This is a genomic window from Corynebacterium sp. MSK032, from assembly GCF_030232065.1.
Classification (GTDB): Bacteria; Actinomycetota; Actinomycetes; order Mycobacteriales; family Mycobacteriaceae; genus Corynebacterium; species Corynebacterium jeikeium_D.
Genome location: NZ_JASPJR010000009.1, coordinates 25,735 through 48,277 on the forward strand (window position 1 = coordinate 25,735; position 22,543 = coordinate 48,277).

Consider the following 22,543-nt stretch of genomic DNA (forward strand, 5'->3'; position numbering starts at 1 on the left):
GCCGGAGCCAATATTTTGTGAAAGAAAGAATACAAGAGCTCGCCTCGGCACGCTTCCCAAAAACAAGAATTTCAGTCGCGTCTGCTTTACGACGCTCCGTCGGACCTCACCGCAGACTGTGCAACCTTTGCCACGGGATACGTGGATACCAACGCAACAATCGCACCGAAGATGAAAACGGGCACGAATCCGAATTTCGGTGCTGCGAAAGAAATAACAAAAGGGGCGAAGAAACCAACATAGGTCAGCGAATAGTAAATAGCGGTGGCAGCACCCAACTCGGCTGGCGGTGCGATAATTTGCACTTCGCGGAGGCCGGAGACCATCATCACGCCGTACGCGGCACCGAGAGCCAGGGCAGCGGGGAAAACGCTCCACACATTCTGGGTGAGTGCGACGATGAGGCTGAGCAGCATTCCGACCGTCGTTAAGCCAAGACCGAAAATAGCTGGCGGGATAAAGCTGCTGGAACTGATGCGAGTGACCAGTGGTTGCACCAGAACACCGGTGCCCATCGTAAGGCAGGCGATGAGTCCTGCGAAGGCGATGGGGTAGCGGGATTCGGCGATTGTCGGCAGGACGACGAAGGATGTGCATGCAGCACCGAAGACCCACGGTGCCCAAGCGGCGACTGCCCACAGGAACCTCGGGCTTAGAGTGGCGGAGGAGAAGAACCGTTGCGGAGAGTCGCTGTGCCCTGCCGCCGGTAATCCGCCGGAGGCGTTCCATGTCGGTGGTGCGATAAAAAGCAGCAGTGCGAGATGAACAAGATAGGGGATGACGTCGGGGCGGGGAGCAAACTCCGCGACCAGCCCTGAAGCCAGTGGGCCGAGGGAGAATCCAGCGGAGAGTGCAACGGTTGCGCGCCGGGCAGAAATTTGAGGTGCGACGGGCGCAATTTCTTTGATCCACGAGGCACCGGCGGCCATTACCATGCCCATCGAAATGCCGATGATAAGACGTCCTACCAGAAGTGATGGGAAGTGGAACCAGATGCCGGTGAGTAGGACGGCTGAGCCAACGACAGAGGTTATGAGTGCAGGCCGGATGATGGCGCGACGGCCGAGCCGGTCGGAAAGTGGGCCGCAGATGAGTAGCGCGGGGATGAGTCCTGCGACGTAGATGGCGAAGAGAAAGGTGACCTGGGACTGGTTGAGAGCATCGGTTATTCGATACGCGGGCAAGAGTGGTGCGAAGAGGTTGGCTCCAAACGCAACCGCGAACATGCCCAGGGCTACCCGAATCCAGTCTCGTATCACGGTTGCCTCCTGAGGGCTCTCATCTGTGGGGATAGAACAGTGTGGTAACAACAATAGGCCAGCTAACAAACGCTAGCTGGCCTATTGAGTCACTCGGGTCGTCTACCCAAGTTAGTCGCCCTAGTTATTGGCGGCGCCGAAGAACGCGGTAATCGGCGAGAAGAATCCCTTGGACTTCTTTGACTTCTTAGCTGCCTTTGTCCTGCCAAGAATGCGCTCAGAGATGCGGTCGGTGAGGACACCTACCAGCTTGCCGCTGCGGACGACGGGCAGCTCGCTGAGGGGCCCGTCAATAAGCTGGCGAGCCCTGATTGCAGCTGGATCCTCGGGCTTGACAAAGACCTTCACCGGGGCGCCGACGGTGTTCATGTAGGCATCGCGGTCGGCGTACTCACGGAGTTCCTTCAGCGTAATATCGCTGGTCAGGTAGCCTTCATCGTCGACGAGGAAGACACAGGTATCGTCATCGAGACCAGCAAATTCGGCTGCGTAGGTGCTCAGTGCCTCACCGACCGTGATGTCCTCCGGCAGCGCAATGTAAGAATCCGTCATGTGCATGCTTACGGTGTCAGGCAGGAGGCTGTACGGGCTGATTGAAGACTTCGGCTTGAAGAAGTTGGCGATGGTGTTCTGTGTCTGTGTCATTGTGGATCCTTTTCCAGGTATCCCAGCTCCTTTGCTAGGAGGGAATTTCTGTTGATTGAAAAATTATGGCTCCCCGCCTAAGAGTGTTGGCAATGTAATGCCGTAACTAAAGGTGGCCACTTGAGATGGAACCTTGCTTCGAGAGGCTTTCGAAACTCTCGATGAAGTGCAGGGCAGCGGCCTATGTGGATATAGGAGCCTTACCTAACGAGGTTGTTCGCTACGCAAAGGTTAACACAAGGTTACGTACACAGTAAAGAGGAATGAACGAAAAGCTTCCTAAAGGTGGCGGAAGCTATAAGCCCATGAACTCTCGAATTGCTGGCCATTCGGCATCAGCTTGCGCCCGGCCGAGCTCGTAGTTGTGCAGCAGCTTCGACCGCCTCCGCTCCGCCTTTGTGATGCTCATGTTATTGGCGTAGAAAACATATGCTTGGCCTTTTCGTTCAAGCTCAGCAGCCCAATCGAGAGAAGCGTTGTAGCGCTCGTGTCTAGTGATAAGCAGCTCAGCTACCACCGGGTTACTGCGGAAAATCTGGCGCAGTAGCTGTGGGCGCTTAGGGGCGGTGCGACGGAATCCTTTCGGGCGAGTCAGGACGATGAGGAACTTCTTGAAACCATCTGCTTCGGCGGCATTAATGGGAATGCCACCTGATGATCCCAGTGCACCGTCGACGAACGGAACGCCATCAATATAGGGCATACGCATGACACCCGGAATCGTCGAACTGGCGCGAGTGTACTTCATCAGCGTAGGTAGATCTGGGATATCGTCCGGCCCCCAGTTGATGGTCTCGCCCGTATCCGCTCGGACAGCAGAAATCCGGTAGGGAGTTGGATTGTTCTTAAAAGTCTCGTAATCCAGGGGCATGGCGCCGTCGGGAAGTCCCGCGTCTTCGTAGATGTACTCGGCATCGAAATAGCCCCGCCCGCGCAACATTGGGCGCCAGCCACTGCTGTTCGGCTGTGCGATGAAGTCAGTGAAGCTATTTATAGAGCGCTGGATATCCCGGGAAAGGTAATTGACCACGTGAGAGGCGCCGGCGCTTACGCCACCGACCCAGCCGACATCGATGCTCTCGCGAAGTAGCCGCTCGACGAAAGGTGCCGTGTAACTATTGCGAGTCCCTCCGCCCTCGAAGACTAATGCCACATCGCTGACCTGCATTTACATCCCTCCGGTTGTTCTCGCGCTGCTGCCTTTCGAGCGTTACGATCGTTCAAGACTACCCGAACGTCACCATATTGGATTTCGGTTAGCGTAGTTTACGGCGCATCTTGGAGGATGACTGGCAGCAGCCCCTCTCCCATATCTGGGTTCGGCAGTACGCCCTCCGGGTCGTAGAACAAGATCTCCTTGCCCTCGTGGCTCAGACGTCGCATCGCTTCCAGAATCAACGTGCGTCCCACCGGGTTGACAATGCCAACGCGGCTGACGTCGAAGACAACTTCGCTTTCCGACGGTGTGGAAGTCGCCAACCTGTTGAGAATGATCTCGGCCGCAGTGAAGTTGACGGGGCCCTGAATCTCGATGATCGAGCGGCCATTGCTGACGCGTGTACCGCGCAGCGCACGCGAACCAATCGCATCGGCATCCATGAGATGAAGACCCAAATCTTCGGAGAGCTTCCGGAAGATGGCAATGCTGCGGACGCTGTTGCCGTGGTCGTTCAATCGCGGCGAAAAGGCTGCAAGACCCGCCTGTCCAGGCAGCGCTCCCAGCAAGCCGCCGGCGACACCGCTCTTGGCGGGAATCCCGACCTCGGTAAACCATTCACCGGCCTCGTCATACATGCCGGCAATAGCCATCACGGACAAGACTCTGCGAACAACCGAGCGGCCGAGCACAGTCTGATTGGTGACCGGGTTAACGCCACCGTTGGCCAACACTGCGGTCATCATGGCGACATCGCGAGTGTTGACCAGCACGGAGCACTGTGCGGTGTAGCCGCGGACAGCATCGTGGGGCGTGGTTTCGATGAAACCGTAAGCTGCCAGCATATGTGCGATGGACATGTTTCGATGGGCAGTGTCCATTTCGCATTCATAGGCATCGTAGTCAACGCGGAGCTTACGGCCAGCCAAAGTTGAGAGAAGCTCCACCATGTGCTTGGTGCGAGTCTTCCAGTTGGCACCTGGCTGGCATACGAACTGGTTGATGGTCAGTGCACCGACATTAATCATCGGATTCTTTGGTCGGTGCGTGCCCTGCTCCAGCGACAGCTCGTTGAAAGCCTCACCGGAAGGTTCGGTGCCCACAATGCTGTCGATTTTGTCTGTGCCGTGCTCGGTGATGGCTGCGGCATAAGCGAAGGGCTTGGACATCGACTGAATGGTGAATTCAGTATCGGTGTCGCCCGTGGCGTAGGTGCGACCTGACACGGTGGTCATAGCAAGTGCCAGGCGGTCGGGATTAGCTTGGGCAAGGGTGGGAATATAGTCCGCTACCTCGCCAGACTCATCGGGGCGGACGGATTCGACGATTTCGGACAAGTAATCTTTGATCGGCGTTTTCATCAGATTCTGCTAAGCATCTTTCCTGGGCTGAAAAATCCCGGTTGAGTCAATGGAGTCCCGTTCGAACCTACACCAGGCGAGGTCAGCCACTGATGCTCACCTCTGTGCACTCTCACCGTGCGCGCCGGAAAAATCGGCATATCCTGGGGTGTGTGAAATTCCTCAACGATCAGTCCGCGCCCTACGAGTTGACCTACAGCGATGTCTTCATGGTGCCGTCAAAGTCATCCGTCGGCTCTCGCATGGGTGTCGATTTAGCCACCGATGATGGCACCGGCACAACCATTCCGATTGTCGTCTCCAATATGACGGCCATCTCCGGTCGCCGGATGGCCGAAACCACCGCTCGCCGAGGCGGAATTGCCATCCTGCCGCAGGACGTCCCAGCTGACATTGCTGCTGAGACCATCCGCAAGGTCAAGTCCGCTGGGCTGGTTTTCGACACTCCGATCGTCGTCAAGCCTCACCACACCGCGGGGTATGCGCGCCATCTTCTGCCGAAGCGCGCGCACGGTGCGGCAGTGGTGGTGGAAGACAACAAACCGGTTGGTCTGATTACCGGCCGTGATCTGGCGGGCGTTGACAACTTTGCGCAGGTGGGGACGCTCATGTCCACTTCGCTATTTACGCTTCCGGCCGATATTGAGCCCCGTGACGCTTTTGACCAGCTCACTGCTTCCGGGCGCAAACTCGCTCCAGTGGTGGACGCCGATGGCGCGCTGGTGGGTATTCTCACGCGTAAGGGCGCGCTGCGTGCGACGCTTTACAAGCCCGCTGTCGACGCTGAGGGCAAGCTGCGCGTCGGTGCGGCGCTTGGCATCAACGGTGATGTTGAAGGGCGCGCGAAGACACTGCTCGACGCAGGTGCCGACGTGCTCGTTGTCGATACCGCCCACGGTCATCAGGAATCGATGCTCCGTGCTTTACGACGAGTCCGCGCGCTCAACCCACCTGTGCCAATTGCCGCTGGCAATGTCGTGACCGCCAATGGTGTTCGCGACCTAGCGGAGGCGGGAGCCGACATTATTAAGGTCGGCGTCGGTCCGGGTGCGATGTGCACAACCCGAATGCAGACCGGAGTTGGGCGTCCACAGTTTTCTGCCGTGCTCGAATGCGCTGCAGCTGCCCGTGAATGCGGCGTGCATGTCTGGGCTGATGGTGGAGTGAAGGATCCTCGCGATGTTGCGCTTGCGTTGGCTGCGGGTGCGTCCAACGTGATGATTGGCTCGTGGTTTGCCGGTACTTTCGAGTCCCCAGGGGATGTCCAAAAGGACGTCGACGGGCGCATGTTCAAGGAGTCCTTTGGCATGGCTTCACACCGTGCGGTGGAGAGCCGAAATGCACAGGTAGAGGCCTTTGAGAAGGCCCGGCGCGAGATGTTCGAAGAGGGCATCTCGACTGCGAAAATCTACCTGGAGCCAGGCCGCGAAGGCGTGGAGGACCAGATCGATCGCATTATCTCGGGCGTACGTTCTTCGTTCACATACGCGGGTTCGGCCACCATCGAGCAGTTCGCTGAGCGGGCAGTGGTGGGAATTCAATCCGCTGCGGGCTTTGCGGAAGGAATGCCGAGGGCGACGCGGTAGCCGTCGTCAAGCCTCTCGGGGCTAAGCCGACTAGCGGTGCTGCGGGCCAATTGGTAGGTATGTAAAGACGTTGTTAGGACGTGTTTAGTACCACGTGCAAGATTGGGGAGGGGCTGGCGATTATGGGTCGGCAGGTAAGAGAAAACAGTGCTGTAACGGAGTCTGGATTGGTAGCAGGAAACGGTGCTAGAGCAGGAAGCGGGAACGCATTTTTCGCCCGCGCCCGCGTTACTGATTCCGATTTGTGCCCGTGTGGTGGGGGACTCTACGGGCAGTGCTGTGGCCCGCTGCACCGCGGTGAGCGGGAGGCGGTGACCGCAGCTGAGCTGATGGCAGCGAGGTACAGCGCTTACGCTGCCCACGAGGCGGATTACATCTGGCGGACGTGGCATCCGCGCTACCGCCCGGAAGTTATCAATGTCGATGACGGTGTGGAATGGGAAGGACTCACCATCATCAACGCTGTCGATGGCGGCGAGGATGACCGCGAAGGCATCGTGGAATTTGAAGCGGCTTTTCATGACCATGACGGTGTCGGTACGATGCACGAGCGTTCCCGTTTTGTTCGGCGTGCGCGACGTTGGGTCTACGTCGACGGCGAGGTCACGTACTCCTAAGCATCAGACTTGTTGTGCTTGCCGTGGCCGAATGGCAGCACGGCGACAATCGCCACAATGATTGCACCCCAGATAGTGCCGAAAATCAGTGAGCCGGTGGTGTTGGCCAACCAGCCGAGGAAGCCACCGGTAAACAGCTGCTCAAGGTTGTGGACCAGCTGGTAGGGGAGGTGCCAGCCCAGCTCGTCGAGGCCGACCACCATGATGTGGCCACCGACCCACAGCATGGCAAACGTGCCGATAATACCGATTGTGTTCAAAACGATTGGCATGGCTTTGACCAGCGCCGCACCAAACTTGCTGATACCGGCTGACTTCTTGGACTGCAGGTGCAGGCCAATATCATCAATCTTGACCAAGAAGCCCACCACGCCGTAGACCGCAAGCGTGATGATGAGTGCGACCACAATAAGAATCAGCGCGCGATTGAGCAGTGGCTGATCAGCGACCTCATTGAGAGAAATCACCATGATTTCCGCAGAGAGAATCAAGTCTGTGAAAATTGCAGACTTCACCAGGGAATCTTCATTCTGTGGTGTGCGGTTGGTCGCCGCCTCCATCCGCTCCTGCTCAGTCTGATCGGGAGAGATTCGGTGCTTAATCTTCTCCCAGACCTTTTCCATGCCCTCAAAGCACAGGTAGGAGCCGCCGAGCATCAAAATCGGCGTCAGCGCCCAGGGCAGAAACTGACTTAGCAGCAATGCAATCGGCAGAATAATGACAATTTTATTGACCAAGGAGCCCTTGGCGATACGCCAAATAATCGGCAGCTCGCGTTTCGGCGAGACACCCTCGACGAATTTAGGTGTCACCGCAGCGTCGTCAACCACAACACCGGCGGCTTTAGCGCTAGCTTTGCCGGCCGCAGCCGCAATATCGTCTGTTGTTGCCGCTGCAGCACGTGCAATCGTGGCAACGTCGTCAAGCAGCGCGACAAGTCCGCCTGCCATAAAAACCTCCCGTATTGGAGGACGCGACCAGGAGCCGTCGTCGTACCAAAGAATTACCGGAGCAATTTTAACCGCTTTCCCGGATTGACTCTGTGTTGTCGGTAGGGCGTCGATGTCCTGTCGATAGTTCACGTGCTCCTCTGGATGTGAGCACGTGGCAAGATATAGGCCATGAACGCTTCCTTCTCCGAAATCTACCGACAGGTCAATGCGGACAACTCGGACAACGCTGGCACCGAGGCAGACACCAGCAACGACGCCCACTCCGAGGAACAGCAGCGCCCGGCGCGTCCCCGCATGGCACTGGTAGTCGTCGACGCTCAGAATGGTTTTTCCGCGGGTGGCGCACTTGCCGTCGACGGTGCTGAGGCAGCGTACACCGCTACATATCTGCATGTTGCGGGCACAGCTAACAAGTACTCGGTTCTTGCGACCACCCGTGACAATCACATCGACCCAGGCACGCACTTCTCTGAAACCCCGGATTTCGTCGATACCTGGCCGAAACACTGTGTTGCAGGTACCCCTGGCGCAGAGATTCACCCCGGCATGCAGCGCGCCATCGCGTTTTTTGAGCAGCTCAACCCCGCTGCTGTGCGTATCGATGTCACAAAAGGGGAGTACGCCGCCGCCTACTCCGGTTTCGAGGGAACAACGGAGGCTGGCGTTTCGCTTGCCGACGCTCTCCGCGCCTCTGACATCGAAGAAATCGATGTGGTGGGAGTTGCGACTGACCACTGCGTCCGCGCCACAGTGCTCGATGGCCTCAAGGAGGGCTTTTCCGTTCGTGTTCTGAGCAATCAGGTCGCGGCGGTGGACCCGGAGCGCGGCAAGGCTGCACTAGCGGAATTGGCCGCGGCGGGCGCGACAGTGGTGTAGTGCTGCGACGCTGACCGTCAAACAATCCGCCTAGCCGCTTAGCTAGGCGCCTCGGCAGCCGCCTAGTTAAAAGTCACCATATCCAGGTCGACCTCGCGGAGGTGGCGGTGGTTGGACGCTGTTTCCACATAACGCCCTGCATGGGCGATGAAGCCCTCTGCTTCCTCGGCGGAGAGTTCACGACGCACCTTGGCGGGAACGCCTGCAGCCAGCGACCTGGGGTCGATAATCTGATCTTCCAACACCACGGCACCTGCAGCAATGAGGCTGCCAGCGCCGATACGGGAACGCGAAAGCAGGGTGGACTTCATGCCGATGAGGCAACCATTTTCAACCGTGGTGCCGTGGACCAAGGCCATGTGTCCGACGGTGACATCATCGCCGAGAATTGTGGGCACACCTCGGTCGACATGGACTGTGGAGTTGTCCTGAATATTGGTGCGCTGGCCGATGCGGATCGGTGCGACGTCTCCTCGGAGAACAGAACCGTAGAACACGGAGCTATCCGCACCGATTTCGACATCACCGATAATGACCGCGCCGGGCGCAATCCAGGCGCTGGAATGAATGCGTGGGGTCTTATCTTGGTAGGTGAGAATGAGCGGAGTGTTCATCATACAAACCAATATAACTGTCACCTGAGGTCAGCGTAAGAAAAATTCTCAGCGAAACTCTATTCGTCGAAGGGTGCAATTCTGCTTGGACGCGCCTACAGTGGGCGACATGATTTTTATCGTTGTGAATTACCAAGTTAAGCCGGAATTTGCCGACGAATGGATGGACCACGTCGCTGAGTTCACCGCTGCCACCCGCGCAGAGGCTGGCAACAAGTGGTTTGAATGGTCCCGCAGCGTAGAAGACCCCAACCAGTACATCCTCGTCGAGGCATTCGATGATGACGCTGGTGAAGCCCACGTCAATTCCGAGCACTTCGCCAAGGGCCTGGAGGCGATGAAGCCGCTGCTCGCTGAGACCCCGAAGATTGTCTCGCAGGTACTGCCAGATAAGCAGGACTGGGATCGCATGGGCGAGCTGCAGGTCGACTAATGTCCTCAGACACCATTCGCGATAGCGCAGCCGCTTCCAGCAGTGACACCTATTCTCTGATTGGGCGTGGCCTGCGTATTGGCTCCGCTGTGCTGGCCTCTGCTCTCGTCGTTGGTCTCAGTGCTTGTGGGGATAGCGATGAGGCAGCCCTGGAGGGTAGCCAAAATCAGTCAAGCCAGGAGCAGAGTGCTGTTGCCTCCACTGCCGCCATTCGGGATAACTTGGCTCAGCTGGCGGCAGATACTGCGGCGCTGAAGAAAGCATCGCAGACACTAATTGCAAAGGAATCGGTCTCGGAAGAGACTCGAAAGATTGCGCAGCAGGCGGAGCCAATCTTTGCTGAAGAGGAAGCGCAGCTAGTCAAGACTCTCGGCGTCGATGTTGATCCGTCGGAGACCAAGCTCGACACCGCCACCATGACTCGCCTCGAGAACGAGGAGGGGCCACACGCAGATATGGCTTATCTGACGTTGATGGAAGGCAGCCTGGATAAGATGCTCGGACAGTGGGAAGAGCTGGAAAAGCATGGCGGAAACGACCTGCAAGAGTTGGCACGCTCTTCTCAGCAGCAGCTGGAAGATATTCAGCAGGCGCTGGAAAAACGTATGCAGTACTAGCCGCTGCCCAAAGCTCGTGGGGGGGGAAATTCAAGTAAAAAGTCCTGCAAAGCGTGCCCGGGGAACCGGGGAAGTGAGTAGCGTGTAAATAAAGCCAGTGCGCTGTGATCGTCGTCAAGCGAATGCGCACTCGGATGAAGCACAATGCTGGCTAATAACCCAGAGTAGAAGGTAGGAAAACACGCCAATGGCAAATAGTATCTCGCGAGTAGGTATCGTCGGCGCCGGTCAGATGGGCTCCGGAATTATTGAGGTCTGTGCGAAGGCCGGTAGCGATGTCAAGGTCTGGGAGGCCAAGGAGGAGTTCCTTGAGTCCGGTCGCGCCCGTATTGAAAAGTCGCTGGATAAGGCCGTTTCCCGTGGCAAGCTAGAGCAGTCTGCACGTGATGAGATTCTGGGGCGTATTAGCTTCACCACCAAGCTGGAAGACTTCGCTGACCGTGAGCTGGTCATCGAGGCCATCGTGGAGAACCCAGAAGTAAAGGCCAGCGTATTCTCGCAGCTCGATGAAATTGTTGAGTCAGAAGATGCCATCCTGGCTTCCAACACCTCCTCGCTGCCGATTCAGTCCATTGCTGCAGCTACCAAGCGCCCGGAGCGCGTCATGGGTCTGCACTTCTTCAACCCGGTTCCGGTTCTGCCTCTGGTAGAGCATGTCGTTACTCTGACGACCGGTGATGTTCAGTCGGAGCGTGCGTACGAGTACGCTTCCGAGGCGCTGGGCAAGACCGTCATTCGCGCTAAGGATCGCTCGGGCTTCATTGTTAACGCCCTGCTGGTTCCGTACATCCTCGGCGCTATTCGCATGCTGCAGGACGGCATTGCTACTGCAGAAGACATCGATGCCGGAATGGTCAATGGCTGTGCGCACCCGATGGGTCCGCTGACTCTGGCCGACATGGTTGGTCTGGACACCATCAAGTTCATTGCCGATGCCATGTTCGATGAGTACAAGGAGCCGACTTACGCGGCACCTCCGCTGCTCAAGCGCATGGTTGAGGCGGGTCACTTCGGTCGCAAGTCCGGCCGTGGCTTCTACGACTACTCCAAGTAGTCCACGCTTTTAGCCCCGTTTGGGGCGAGTATTGAATTCTTACCGGTTGACGGGCTTTTGTCCCGCCAACCGGTTTCTTTTATGCATTTATCAGTGAAAACCCGGAGTCTAAGGGGGAAAGTTCCCACGATTGGCCCTAGCATTTTGAAAACTTGTTTCTTTTCAACGCGCCGAAACCTCACAGTGCGCTTAACATAAGTGAAGATTTTGTCAGACCTTGGCTTATAGAGCACTTCACAACTGGTGCCTCCCACGCAGCAATCTGGAAAGGAATGCTTCAGTGTCTTCTTTGAAGCCGCACAAGCGCACTGCAACACGTACTCGCGTCGGCGCTGCTACCGCAGCAATGGCAGTTGTAATGGGGCTTACACCGGCAACGGCCGTGGCAGCTCCGGTCAACCCGTTGGCCGAGCTCGGCAACCGCCTGGACTCTGTTTCTGATCTTCCAGCTAATGTGGCAGCTCCAGAGGGAATCAAGCTCCCCGGCGGTGGCTTCGAGGTCCCGGATTCCATCTCGCTGCCGTCATCTTCCGGTGAAAACACCGACCCGAATGCGCCGAAGCCAACCTCGTACCGCCCGGACCAGATTGCACGTGCGTACCCGTCGGATGCCGCCACCGATAACTGGTTCTACTTCTACGTTGTGCATCCTTTCGTGGAGCTGGAGAAGAACCACCCAGAGGTTATGGACCAGAACCTCGAAACGGTCGTCCGCATTAACAACGCTGCCAAGAATGACCCGCAGGCACAGGAACTCGCTCTTGATGACGACTACCTGGACCCACTGGCCAATATTTCCACTGCTTTCGGTGCAAACCTGGGCCAGCACTTCCGTGATGCCTATGACGAGGATCGCCTGCCGAAGGTAAAGGCCCTGCTGTCCGGCAACCTTGCTCGCGGCGGCGGTCTGGTCAGCTCGACCTTCTTCGAGAAGTACGTCTACGGCTACGATCGCCCGTTTGTGGTGGCGCCGGAGCGCATCGAGCGCTACTACCGCGAAGGTCAGGACGACCCGTACTCGACCACCCCGTCCTACCCGTCGGGCCACACCAACAAGGCTGCATGGACTTCAACCATGCTGGCCATGATGCTGCCGGAGGTTGCACCGCAGATTCAGGCGCGTGCGTCCGAGGCTGGTCATTCTCGCCTTGTCATGGGCGTCCACTACCCGCTGGACGTTATGGGCGGCCGCATGATGGGCAACCAGGCCGCAGCTGATCGTTGGGCAGACCCAGAGTTCCGCCCACTCATCGAAGAAGCCATGGATGAGCTGCGTACGGAGCTCGAGTACCGCTGTGGCGACACCATCGCCAACTGCGTTGCCAAGGACACTCCGTACATGAGCACCGCAGCTGCCGTTCAGCAGTACACCGAACGCATGACCTACGACTTCAAGCAGGTTGGCCCGGCTAACGAGCCAGTTGTTGTTCCGAAGCGGTACGCAGGTTTGCTGGAGACCCGCTTCCCGCAGCTGACTGAGGAACAGCGCAGCTCCGTCCTCGCTCAGACCGCAATCCCATCCGGCTACCCGCTCGATCGCACTGACGGTGAGGGCCAGCACGTTCGCATGAACCTGGCTCGCGCTCTGGCCGCCAACGTTGTTGTCAACGCCGACGGCAGCGTCACTGTCACCAACTAAAACGTCAACTACAAGCGCAGGGCCGCGTCAAGACGGTCCAGGGCCTCACCGAGGATTTCCGGGGAGGTCGCAAAGTTAAGCCGCACATGCCCAGCCCCGCCTTCGCCGAATGCGAAGCCGGGGTTGAGTGCTATTTTGGCGTTTTCAACCAGCCACGCAGCTGGGTCCTCACTGTCAACACCAGGCACGTCACCCAAGTCCAACCACGCCAAAAATGATGCTTGCGGTGGGGTAAAGCGAGCCTGTGGCGCAATAGTGGACAAACGTGTTCGCAGAGTCTCACGGTTGGTGCGCAGGACATCGACAAAATTGTCCAGCCAGGGCACGCCATCGCGGTAGGCGGCGGTGGTCGCGGCGACACCAAGAATAGAAGCGCCTTCGCGAACAATGAAGGGCAGCTCCAGCCAGGTTTTGGCATCTTCGTCGTTAAAGATGATTTGCGCACACTTGAGGCCGGCGGTATTCCAGCCCTTCGAGGTAGCAGTCACCGTGATAGTCACGGCCGCCGCGGTATCCGACACCGACGCGGTTGGAGTGTGAGTGCCATCTAGAACAACTGGGCCGTGAATCTCGTCTGAGATAACGCGCGCACCAAAGCGAGCGGCTAAATCGGTAATCTCACGCAGTTTTTCGGGGGAGTAGGTAAAGCCGAGAGGATTATTCGGGTTACACAAGATTAGGCAACCGGCACCGTCGGCGAAGGCGCGTTCGAGGGCGCCGAGATCCGGGCCGTCGGCAAGCGTGGGAATGCACACTGTCTCGCGTCCCAGCGCGGGACCTACCTGGAAAAACGGCATGTAGGCGGGAGTGGGGACGACAATTGCGGAATCGGGGCGGGTGAAGCGTTCAACCGCGAGTGTGACACCGCGGACGACGTCAGCGACGGCAAAGATATTGTCGGGGTTCGGGCGCCATCCGTAGCGTTGTGCAGAAAAGTCCGCGGTTGCGGTCGTAAGCGCGGTGATGTCCTGCGAGAGGTATCCGAATTGTTCGCGCTGACACGCCTCGTCGATTGCGGCACTGACGGCAGGGCAGGTTGTGGCATCGGATTCGGCGACCCACAGTGGCAGCACGTCCGGTGAATATGCGGTCCATTTGACTGTCCTGCGGGAGCGGAGTTCATCGAGGGAGGGGAAAGTGACAGCGTTATTTACACTCATAGTTTCCGTGTATACAGAAAAAGCGGGAAGTCCGAAGACCTCTGCTTTAACCAGTAGCTACGGCCGCATCAGAAGCAGCCGCGGCAATGGCCAGCGCTAGGCCAGCCCCAGTGCCTCCTGAGCAGCTGGCAGGGCAGCTTCGCGATCAGCCTTGACCAGCCCCAGACGTGTGCGGCGATCGAGAATATCGTCGACGCTGAGAGCTCCCTCGTGCGTCACATGCCAGGCGAACTCGGCGCGGGTGACATCGAGACCCTCCGCTACCGGGTCGAGCGGTCGGTCGAGCGGACAGGATTCGATGACCTCGAAGGATTCGGCACCGTAGCGGTTAAACAGCGGCATCGGGATACGGCCGGCAGCGGCAGCGGTGCGAGCGCGGTCGAGCTCCTCTGGCTCGGAGCCCAGCACAGGGATGGTGCGGGTGGAGCACGGAGCAAGCGAAACACCGAGCTTTTCCGCAACCTTGTCCACGGTTTGCTCCGCCATTAGACGGTACTCGGTGAGCTTGCCCCCAGTAATGGAAATCAGGCCGTTCGGGGCCTCCAATAAGGCGTGCTCGCGGGAGAGATCCGCGGTATGCGCCTCGCCGGTGTCGATGAGAGGACGCAGACCGGCGAAAGCGCCGATGACATCGTCGCGAGTGAGCGGAACCTCGAGGGCCTGGTTGATGACATCGAGCAGAAAAACGATGTCATCCTCCGGTACTTCCGGCTCGTCCGGAATCGGGCCCGGTGCATCCTCGTCGGTCAGGCCAATGTAGACGCGGTTGTGCTCTGCGGGCAGGACAAAACAGAAACGGTTGGTGTGACCAGGAACCGGTACCGTCAGAGAGCCGGTAGGGTTGCCTAGCTTCGCGGCGTCAAGAACCAGGTGCGTGCCGCGAGATGGGCGAATCTTGATGTTCGTCGCTAGGTCTGCGGCCCACACACCAGTGGCATTGACCACAGCGTGAGCCGGCAGCTCGAAGGAATCGCCAGTGAGCTCGTCGATTAGCGTGGCGCTAGTGCCAGAGGCATTCTCGCAGCGCACCCGGGTCAGAATAGTTGCACCGTAGCTGGCGGCAGTTCGAGCGATAGCGGTGACCAAGCGTGCGTCGTCACGCAGCTGACCGTCGTAGTTGACGTAGCCGAATTTCACGTCGCGCTTACGGACGGTCGGCGAAAGCTGGCTGACTCGGCGGGAACTGACAGTCCGGGACAACGGCAGGGTAGTGGCGGAGGTACCAGCGATAATGCGCAGAAAGTCACCGGCCAAAAAGCCTAAACGCGGCAAAACCCGGGTCAACGGTGCAAAGTTATCCATCACCGGTACAACCTGTGGCAGGTTATGCACCAGGTGCGGAGCGGTGACGTCGAGCAGCGCACCACGTTCAATAGCTGAGCGGCGAGCGATACCGACATTGCCACTGGCAAGGTAGCGCAGTCCGCCGTGGGCGAGCTTCGATGACCAACGAGAGGTGCCGAAAGCTAGGTCCTTCGATTCGACGAGAACGGTTTTCAAACCCCTCGACGCTGCATCTAAAGCGATGCCGACACCAGTGATACCGGCACCGATGACCAGCAGATCTGGGATGTCGCCCTTAGCGGTTTCTTCGCGTAGACGATTCAAGTCCGCTTGCCGACGAGCCTTGTTCAAAACCGCAGCTGAGCGATCGCGCTGAGGAGCGTGCGTGGCAGTCATAGTCTTTCTTCCTCGACTTTCCCGAAGACGGTGATAGTGATGAAACTATCTGGCGTAAGTGATGAAGTTGTGGAGTGCGTAGTGAGTGTGAACTATTTCGGGCGTACCCCATTGCAAGGCGCTTAGAAATAGACTAAGTTGTTCATTATCAACGACCGGCACGGATATTGATTCAAGAGATCTTTCTTAGTTGCGAATCATTTCCCGGGATTACAAGGAAGGAGACACCTCGATGGCTATGCACCCAGCGTCCAACCGCTCTGAGTCCATGAACCGAGCTTTCGCTGCTATTGCACCATCGCTGCAAATGTGTTGCTGCTGTCTCCAGTCCGTGCCACCCCAGACAGGTCGTAACTAGAAAAGCACGCTTAGGTATTTAAAACGCCACGCTGTTTGCGGTCGCACGGACGAAATCGCACCGATTGAGCCGACCATCCCACTATCCGGGCATCTTCGCTTGGAATCCCAGGAAGAAGCGACAGCGACAATGACCGCAGCACTTGAATCTTTTACCCTTGACGATTACGTTTCACTGTTTATTTATGACGGCCCAACGTCACCGGCAATCTACGCCAGCGAACTGGTCAGTCTAGCTCGCTAGCGGAGGCTGGCGGCAACAGGGTTAAATCATGTTGCCGTCGTAACGCTCTTCCAAGGAGTGCGGACCGGTAGCCAACTTGCCCGGGTTGAGGATGCCAGCAGGGTCGAGTTCGTCCTTAATTGCACGCATGACCTTGGCGAACAACTCGGTGTTCTCCTCGTAGTACTGCGGGCTGTGATCCTGGCCAATGCCATGGTGGTGCGTGATGGTGCCGCCAAAGTTCATCATGGCCTCCGACGCCGCGGTCTTGATGTCCATCCACTGCTGGAGGATCTCGCCCTCGGTCTCGCGGAAGAAGTACGTGAAGTACAGCGAGCAGCCGGATTCGTACATGTGCGAGATGTGGCAGAAGACGTACACCGGGGTGCCGTGCTTCTCGCCAGCGGCTTCCATTGCGGAGGCGATTTCGCGGCGCAGTGTAGCGGCGTTATCCCAGGTGGTGGCGGTTTCCAGGGTGTCGACGCCGACGCGGCGAGTCATCATGACATCGCGCAGGTACGGCGAGGAGAAGCGGTGGTTAACCCAAGCCATGCCCGGGATGGAGCCCATGCGGACGCACTTCTTGGCCAGCAGGCGAGCGGCCAGGCGCTCACGGGTGACGCGGGCGCCGACCGGATCCGTCTGCGCAAAGCCAAAAATCACCATGCACGGGGTGTCGATGCCACGCAGCTTCAGGTACTTTGTGACCTTCTCGGACATGCTGGCGGAGCCCAGCTGAGTGAGGCCGAACAGCGTCTCCTTCTCGTCGGAGATGCGTGCTAGGTGCGGGATATTGCCGCTCTGCTCCAGTTTGCGCAGCTCCTCGGCGGCTTCCTCAAAGGAGTTGAAGAAGTAGGTGTCGAAGAGCATCTCCTTTTGTGGACGCTGATTCAGGGCAATCGTCACATGCGTGATGATGCCCAGGGTGCCCTCCGAACCCAGGAAAAGCTCACGCGGGTTCGGGCCGGATGCCGACGACGGCATGTCGCGGAATTCCATGGTGCCGGCTGGCGTGACGACGCGCATGCCAATCACGTTGCGGTCGATACGACCGTAACCAGAGGATTCTTGGCCTGCCGAGCGGCAGGAAACCCAACCGCCGACAGTGGAGTACTCGAAGGACTGCGGGAAGTGACCAGCGGTGAAGCCGGCCTTGGACAGCTCCTTTTCCAGGTCGGGGCCGAAAACGCCGGTCTGGGCGGTGACAGTGCCAGCGACTTTGTCGATGTCGATGATCTTGTTAAAGGCGGTCATGGACACTGCGATGGCCTTACCCATGCCTCCGTCAACAGCCTCCACACCGCCGACGACCGAGGTGCCACCACCGAAGGGGACGACTGCAATCTTGCGCTCAGCGCATACCTTGAACAGGTCCTCGATATGCTTTTCAGTTTTCGGTAGCACTACAGCATCTGGGGCGACATCGAGCTTGGCTGCGCGAAGGCGAACCAGGTCGGGGTAGGAGCGTCCGACCGCGTGCTTGACGCGGGTGTCGTGGTCGGTGGCGACGGCATCCGCGCCGACAACAGCGCCCAGGGCTTCGATATCCTCGGCGCTGAGGCGACTATTGGGGATGGTGACGTCGGCGATGTTGCGCGGCGGGTTGTTTGCGTCCAACGACATACCGATTTCGCGTTGCAGTAGCTTCTCGCTGGCCGTGGTGATTGGCTTGTCGTTGCCGTCAACACCCCAGCCCCACCAGCGCATGCGGTACGGAATCGTGAGCTTGTTAGACATCCTGAGCTTCTCCTTGGGCATCGGTGCTGCGAGTCTGAACTGCGGAATTATATGTAACTTGCGCGGAAGCACATCTTTACATCTTTTATTATAGCGGTATTACGTTACGTTTTCTCAAAAAATGTCAATCAATCTTGGTAAGCTTTAGTTAGATGCATTAACGCACTCCCATAAAGGCCAGTATTGACCGGTCAAAAGCCCACGTAAAAGTAGGTATTTCTTCGATGAACGCTAACGACAAGAATCTCAACTACCCGCTGGGAACAACTGAGATTCGTACCCTTGCTCTGGTCACTAACCCCCACGCGGGTCATGGCGCCTCGCAGATTGCGTCCGCCCGGGCGAGCCGGGTGTTCGCGGATCGCGGCATCGATGTCATCGCTCTCCAAGGTGCTAACCCCGACGACGCCCGCAAGCTCATTCGTGAGGTCATCGCCGACGGCCGAATTGATGCCCTGGCAGTCTGTGGTGGCGACGGCATGATTAACCTCGCACTGCAGGAGCAGGCACAGACCGGCATCCCCCTCGGTATTATCCCGGCCGGTACCGGAAACGACCACGGTCGCGAATACAATCTGCCGCGTGGCAATGCTCGCGATGCCGCTCACGTTATCGCCGATGGCTTCTGGACGACCACTGACCTCGGCCGCATCACCAATGAGGCAGGGGAGCAGCGCTGGTTCGGCACTATCATGTGTGCCGGCTTCGACTCGATTGTCTCCGACCGCGTCAATCAGATGACCTGGCCGCATGGCCGCAACCGCTACAACCTGGCTATCGTCCGCGAGTTCTTGGCTTTCCACTCGCTGCCATTCCGCATCACGCTGGATGACGATCGGGTTCTCGAAGATCCAATCACGCTGGCCGCCTTCGGTAACACCCGTTCTTATGGCGGTGGTATGAAGATTTGCCCGTCCGCAGACCACTCCGACGGACTGATGGACATCACTGTCATCGGCAAGGCCGGGCGCATTAAGGCCGCCCTGGCCTTCAAGTCCGTGTTCGACGGCACCGTTGAAAAAATCGGGGAGGTCAGCACCTACCGCGCCAAGAAGGCTTACGTGGAATACATCGGCCCGCCACGCCAGATGAACGCCTACGCTGACGGCGACCTCATGTTCCCGATGCCGGTCACCGTCGAAATTGTTCCGGGCGCTGGCCGCTACATCGTTCCCCGTCCGTAAAAGGGCGCAGGGGTGCCCGTCGTCAAGCGTTTCCTGCATGCTTGACGACGGCGCGTTACCCCTTGATGCCGTACTTCTTCAGGCGCAGACGATCCGCCGCCGAGGCCGAAGCCGTCAGGCGTAGCAACTCGGCGTAGATACCGTCAGTCTGCGCCAATTCTGCGGGTGCGCCCACCTCGTCGACGTGACCGTCACGCAGCGTCACGATGGTGTCCACATCGGAAATTGTGGACAGGCGGTGGGCGATGATAACCGTTGTGCGTCCCTCCATCAGCTTGTCCAAGCCTCGCTGAACTTCGCGTTCGGCCTTGGTGTCCAGCGCCGAAGTGGCTTCGTCCAGGATGAGCAGGGGAGCATCCTTCAAAATAGCGCGCGCGATGGCGATGCGCTGCTTCTGGCCACCCGAGAGCTTCAGACCTCGCTCGCCGATAGTGGTGTCGTAGCCTTCGGCGAAGCTGCGGATGAAGTCGTCGGCGTTGGCCTTCTTCGCGGCGGCAATGATTTCTTCGTCGGTGGCATTGGGTTTGCCGTAGGCGATGTTTTCCCGAATCGTGCCGGAGAACAGTGACGAGTCCTGGAACACGACGGCAGAGCCGGCGCGCAGAGTGGAACCGGAAACTTCGGAGACATCCGACCCCAGAACGCTCAAGCGGCCTGCGGTCGGGGCGTAGAAGCCGAGCAGCAAGTTGACGATGGTGGACTTGCCGCCACCGGACTCGCCGACCAGGGCGATTTTCTGGCCTGAATATGCCTGGAAGCTGACATTGGAGAGCACCGTCTTGTCCTCTTCGTAGGCAAAATCCACTGCGTCGAAGTCGACAATGGGAGCGCCAATTGCCTCCTGTTCGGCTGCGCGTTCCAGGGAGGAACGGTGGGCGCTGTCGACGGACTCTGCGTCTGCGGTGGAACCAACGGACGCGGAGTCGAAGTCGCCGTTATTCGCGGTCGCTGCACTGAGCAGCTCCGGCTGCGTGCGGGTCTCTGGAGTAAGCTCCATGACCTTGAAGTAATCGCGCGAACCGGCGACTGCGCGCTGGGCAGCGTCGACCAGGAAGCTCATCATGGTCACTGGTTGGCGCGCCATGTTAATCAGCTGAATGAGCATGACCATGGTGCCGATGGAGAATTCTCCCGACAGCGTACGCAGGAAAAGCAGCAGGTAAATGCCTGCGAAGATGATGTTCAAAATACCCCCGCGAAGGGCATCCATGCGGTGCCACCACGTTGACTGATCGCGGGTCAGGGAGATGGTGCGGCGGAAGCGGGAACCAAAGAAAGCGATTTCGCGCAGCTCCGCAGTGTAGGAGCGGACAACCTTGACTTGGCCGATGACCTCGGCAAAACGGCCACCGGCGATATCGATTTGTTCGTTCTTTTTCGCTTCAATCTTCTGCCAGCGCTTCGAGGTCAGCGCGGTCAGCAGGGTGTAGACCGGGAAAACGATAATCAATAGCACCGCCAGGGGCCAGTAGTGCCAGGCAGTGATGCCCAGTACCGCGCCGACGGTCAACAGCATCGGGAAGAAGTTGTTGGAAAACGCCTGGAGGAACTGCGTGATATTGCTAATCGAGCGTTCCAGGCGGGCGATAATTGTGCCGGTGACCTGACTGTCGAAATAGCGTTGCGGCAGCGACAGCAGCTTTGCATAGTAGCGGGTCGACAGAATCTCGCGCATGCGCGCAGTCATCACATCGCCCAGGTAACCACCGATGTTATGCACGATGGTTTGCGTCAGATCTGCGATTAGCAGCCCGATGACCAGCCAGATTACCGTGCGAGTGGTATCGGACATCGCCGCCTGGCTCAAGCCTTCATCGCTGGACACCGCGCCGACGATGGCGTCGGTGGCATCGCGGATGAGGAAGGGGCTAATCAACGACGCGGCGGCGGTGGCCAGCGAACAGATGATGACCCCGATATAGAAAGGCCAGAGCACTCGTGTAGTGGACAGGATTCTGCTGAGCAGACGCACGAAAGACCTCTATCTTGCGGGAGGATCACTCCCGCGATGAAATTACTGCGACAAAAGCCCTATCCTAACAGCGAGCGCACAGCACCAAGCGGCAGCGGCAGCCAGTTGGGGCGGTTCTGCGCTTCGTAAAGGCACTCGTAGATGGCCTTATCCAGTACAAAGGCCTCCAGTAGCGCCGGGTCACTGGCATCGCCATAGCCCTCCAAGAACGCATCGATATTGCGGCGAGCCCACTGCTCAACACGCTCGGTAGCTGCCTCGGTGTCTTCACGTCCGGTCAGCAGCGGGTAATGAGCGGCGTAATCGAAGGAGCGAATCATGCCGGCGATATCGCGTAGGCGGTGATCCGGCAGACGGCGCTCCTCCCACGGGCGCGACGGCTCGCCTTCGAAGTCAATCAAGCGCCAAGAGCTCGGCGTGCGCAATACCTGCCCCAAGTGCAGATCACCGTGGATTCGCTGGACGACGGCACCACCTTCCGGAACCGCAGCCTCCGCGCGATCGAAGATAGCCTGCGCTTTATCTTTGACCTCAGCAATTTGTGGCACCACACCAGCGACGAAGTCCAGGCGAGCTCGCAGTGGGGCTACCAGCTCCGCACCGGTCAGACGCTTCTTTACCGCGACAGCGGCAGCGAGGCTGCTGTGTACCGAGGCCACTGCTTCGCCGAGCGCACGCGCTTCGGATGTAAAGTCGGTGCCCAAATCTTCCAGCGGGGTCTGACTGTCGCGGATGGCATCGCGGACTGCGCCAAGAGCCAGCTCCCAGCCATCCACCGAGTTCGGTGCGAATTCCTGCAGCATGGCGGTGGTGTAGGTGTCTTCGCCAATGGTGGTCTCCACCCAGGAGTAGAGCTCAGGGACGAACTTGCAATCCGCCTGGGCCAGTGCGGCCAGCAGCTCCACATCGGCATTAGTACCGGGGTAGAGGCGACGGAAGAACTTGCACATCACGCGGTCGTCGAAAATGACCGAGGTGTTCGACTGCTCGACTCCCATGGGGCGGCCGGATTTCGGTCGGAGCTGCTCAGAGCCCGGCACACGTCGCAGTTCCATGCGGCCGAGCTTGCCTTCGTCGGAAAGCTTCTGGCCGAGTGCTGTGATGGCATCCGAATCAATCAGAGCGTCGTAGCCGACGATGCCCTCCGCGCGAACCAGCAGGGACTGCTCGTGGCCATCGGGGACGTCCTCCGCCCAAGCGATGGGCAGCTGATAGGTCGGTGCGGAATGCGCGGTGTGCACCCTCACCAATGCGATATCGACATCGGGACTGTCGGGATTGTCGCGCAGTACGGGGTCAAGCGCGAGGATCTCGACGTGGTCGATGTCAGAGACCTTGTCAGCGAAAAAGCGCATCTTGACCAGTGTGTCTGCCAGCTCTTCGGCAATGAAATCGGCGGTGGGAATAGTCATTTCAGTTC

Annotated in this window: 19 protein-coding genes; 8 read left to right on the forward strand and 11 right to left on the reverse strand. The window is 58.5% G+C overall.

Annotated elements, in window-relative coordinates:
* Positions 1-86: 86 nt before the first annotated feature.
* The 4 genes from QP995_RS06435 to QP995_RS06450 form a co-directional block, all read right to left on the reverse strand.
* Positions 87-1,259 (reverse strand): MFS transporter, encoded by a 1,173-nt coding sequence (locus QP995_RS06435; RefSeq protein ID WP_224783735.1) that lies wholly within the window; start codon positions 1,257-1,259, stop codon positions 87-89.
* Positions 1,260-1,379: 120 nt separating this feature from the next.
* Positions 1,380-1,904, reverse strand: a complete 525-nt coding sequence (locus QP995_RS06440) for a CBS domain-containing protein (protein ID WP_049189374.1) — start codon at positions 1,902-1,904, stop codon at positions 1,380-1,382.
* A gap of 295 nt (positions 1,905-2,199) precedes the next feature.
* Positions 2,200-3,072, reverse strand: coding sequence for a patatin-like phospholipase family protein (locus QP995_RS06445; protein WP_070438737.1), 873 nt, complete (start codon positions 3,070-3,072; stop codon positions 2,200-2,202).
* 98 nt (positions 3,073-3,170) lie between these two features.
* Positions 3,171-4,421 (reverse strand): glutaminase, encoded by a 1,251-nt coding sequence (locus QP995_RS06450; protein WP_284853037.1) that lies wholly within the window; start codon positions 4,419-4,421, stop codon positions 3,171-3,173.
* Positions 4,422-4,573: 152 nt separating this feature from the next.
* On the opposite strand from QP995_RS06450, the gene QP995_RS06455 reads away from it, so the two are divergent.
* Complete coding sequence (locus tag QP995_RS06455; RefSeq protein WP_049189377.1) at positions 4,574-6,007, forward strand: GuaB1 family IMP dehydrogenase-related protein; 1,434 nt, start codon at positions 4,574-4,576, stop codon at positions 6,005-6,007.
* Positions 6,008-6,174: 167 nt separating this feature from the next.
* The gene (locus QP995_RS06460; protein WP_088611608.1) at positions 6,175-6,624 is read left to right on the forward strand and encodes a YchJ family protein; all 450 of its coding nucleotides are present in this window, start codon (positions 6,175-6,177) and stop codon (positions 6,622-6,624) included.
* On the opposite strand, the gene QP995_RS06465 is transcribed toward QP995_RS06460, so the two are convergent.
* Entirely contained in the window at positions 6,621-7,574 is a 954-nt protein-coding gene (locus QP995_RS06465; protein WP_284853038.1) for a DUF808 domain-containing protein, read from the reverse strand. The two genes, QP995_RS06460 and QP995_RS06465, sit on opposite strands and share 4 nt — an antisense overlap.
* Before the next feature lie 171 nt (positions 7,575-7,745).
* Between QP995_RS06465 and QP995_RS06470 the strand changes: the two genes are divergently transcribed.
* On the forward strand, positions 7,746-8,453 hold the full coding sequence (locus QP995_RS06470) for an isochorismatase family protein (RefSeq protein ID WP_284853039.1): 708 nt from the start codon (positions 7,746-7,748) through the stop codon (positions 8,451-8,453).
* Positions 8,454-8,515: 62 nt separating this feature from the next.
* Here QP995_RS06470 and QP995_RS06475 read toward each other — a convergent pair whose 3' ends face one another.
* Positions 8,516-9,070, reverse strand: coding sequence for a gamma carbonic anhydrase family protein (locus QP995_RS06475; RefSeq protein ID WP_005510604.1), 555 nt, complete (start codon positions 9,068-9,070; stop codon positions 8,516-8,518).
* 106 nt (positions 9,071-9,176) lie between these two features.
* Between QP995_RS06475 and QP995_RS06480 the strand changes: the two genes are divergently transcribed.
* From QP995_RS06480 to QP995_RS06495, 4 genes are all read left to right on the forward strand, one after another.
* The gene (locus tag QP995_RS06480) at positions 9,177-9,500 is read left to right on the forward strand and encodes a putative quinol monooxygenase (RefSeq protein ID WP_038629105.1); all 324 of its coding nucleotides are present in this window, start codon (positions 9,177-9,179) and stop codon (positions 9,498-9,500) included.
* Entirely contained in the window at positions 9,500-10,117 is a 618-nt protein-coding gene (locus QP995_RS06485) for a hypothetical protein (RefSeq protein WP_048732750.1), read from the forward strand. Before QP995_RS06480 ends, QP995_RS06485 begins: the two co-directional genes overlap by 1 nt.
* A gap of 187 nt (positions 10,118-10,304) precedes the next feature.
* Positions 10,305-11,171 (forward strand): 3-hydroxybutyryl-CoA dehydrogenase, encoded by an 867-nt coding sequence (locus tag QP995_RS06490; RefSeq protein ID WP_016423138.1) that lies wholly within the window; start codon positions 10,305-10,307, stop codon positions 11,169-11,171.
* 280 nt (positions 11,172-11,451) lie between these two features.
* Positions 11,452-12,810: an acid phosphatase gene (locus QP995_RS06495; RefSeq protein WP_049170684.1), complete on the forward strand. Its 1,359-nt coding sequence runs from the start codon at positions 11,452-11,454 to the stop codon at positions 12,808-12,810.
* A gap of 8 nt (positions 12,811-12,818) precedes the next feature.
* On the opposite strand, the gene QP995_RS06500 is transcribed toward QP995_RS06495, so the two are convergent.
* From QP995_RS06500 to QP995_RS06510, 3 genes are all read right to left on the reverse strand, one after another.
* Positions 12,819-13,970, reverse strand: a complete 1,152-nt coding sequence (locus tag QP995_RS06500) for a MalY/PatB family protein (RefSeq protein ID WP_284853040.1) — start codon at positions 13,968-13,970, stop codon at positions 12,819-12,821.
* A gap of 96 nt (positions 13,971-14,066) precedes the next feature.
* Complete coding sequence (locus QP995_RS06505) at positions 14,067-15,650, reverse strand: glycerol-3-phosphate dehydrogenase/oxidase (protein ID WP_076772236.1); 1,584 nt, start codon at positions 15,648-15,650, stop codon at positions 14,067-14,069.
* A 622-nt stretch (positions 15,651-16,272) separates the two neighbouring features.
* Entirely contained in the window at positions 16,273-17,967 is a 1,695-nt protein-coding gene (locus tag QP995_RS06510) for an FAD-binding oxidoreductase (protein ID WP_049192862.1), read from the reverse strand.
* A gap of 224 nt (positions 17,968-18,191) precedes the next feature.
* Here QP995_RS06510 and QP995_RS06515 point away from each other — a divergent pair, with 224 nt between their 5' ends.
* On the forward strand, positions 18,192-19,151 hold the full coding sequence (locus tag QP995_RS06515) for a diacylglycerol kinase (protein WP_049189386.1): 960 nt from the start codon (positions 18,192-18,194) through the stop codon (positions 19,149-19,151).
* A 55-nt stretch (positions 19,152-19,206) separates the two neighbouring features.
* Here the strand turns inward: QP995_RS06515 and QP995_RS06520 are convergent, their stop codons facing one another.
* Positions 19,207-21,123 (reverse strand): ABC transporter ATP-binding protein, encoded by a 1,917-nt coding sequence (locus QP995_RS06520; RefSeq protein WP_070600905.1) that lies wholly within the window; start codon positions 21,121-21,123, stop codon positions 19,207-19,209.
* A 59-nt stretch (positions 21,124-21,182) separates the two neighbouring features.
* The gene (locus QP995_RS06525) at positions 21,183-22,535 is read right to left on the reverse strand and encodes a maltokinase N-terminal cap-like domain-containing protein (RefSeq protein WP_049170698.1); all 1,353 of its coding nucleotides are present in this window, start codon (positions 22,533-22,535) and stop codon (positions 21,183-21,185) included.
* Between the last annotated feature and the right edge of the window lie 8 nt (positions 22,536-22,543).

Coding starts and splice junctions, on each gene's coding strand:
- QP995_RS06440 (WP_049189374.1), bottom strand. CDS start 1,904: ATGACACAGACACAGAACACCATCGCCAACTTCTTCAAGCCGAAGTCT.
- QP995_RS06445 (WP_070438737.1), bottom strand. CDS start 3,072: ATGCAGGTCAGCGATGTGGCATTAGTCTTCGAGGGCGGAGGGACTCGC.
- QP995_RS06450 (WP_284853037.1), bottom strand. CDS start 4,421: ATGAAAACGCCGATCAAAGATTACTTGTCCGAAATCGTCGAATCCGTC.
- QP995_RS06465 (WP_284853038.1), bottom strand. CDS start 7,574: ATGGCAGGCGGACTTGTCGCGCTGCTTGACGACGTTGCCACGATTGCA.
- QP995_RS06470 (WP_284853039.1), top strand. CDS start 7,746: ATGAACGCTTCCTTCTCCGAAATCTACCGACAGGTCAATGCGGACAAC.
- QP995_RS06475 (WP_005510604.1), bottom strand. CDS start 9,070: ATGATGAACACTCCGCTCATTCTCACCTACCAAGATAAGACCCCACGC.
- QP995_RS06480 (WP_038629105.1), top strand. CDS start 9,177: ATGATTTTTATCGTTGTGAATTACCAAGTTAAGCCGGAATTTGCCGAC.
- QP995_RS06485 (WP_048732750.1), top strand. CDS start 9,500: ATGTCCTCAGACACCATTCGCGATAGCGCAGCCGCTTCCAGCAGTGAC.
- QP995_RS06490 (WP_016423138.1), top strand. CDS start 10,305: ATGGCAAATAGTATCTCGCGAGTAGGTATCGTCGGCGCCGGTCAGATG.
- QP995_RS06500 (WP_284853040.1), bottom strand. CDS start 13,970: ATGAGTGTAAATAACGCTGTCACTTTCCCCTCCCTCGATGAACTCCGC.
- QP995_RS06505 (WP_076772236.1), bottom strand. CDS start 15,650: ATGACTGCCACGCACGCTCCTCAGCGCGATCGCTCAGCTGCGGTTTTG.
- QP995_RS06510 (WP_049192862.1), bottom strand. CDS start 17,967: ATGTCTAACAAGCTCACGATTCCGTACCGCATGCGCTGGTGGGGCTGG.
- QP995_RS06515 (WP_049189386.1), top strand. CDS start 18,192: ATGAACGCTAACGACAAGAATCTCAACTACCCGCTGGGAACAACTGAG.
- QP995_RS06525 (WP_049170698.1), bottom strand. CDS start 22,535: ATGACTATTCCCACCGCCGATTTCATTGCCGAAGAGCTGGCAGACACA.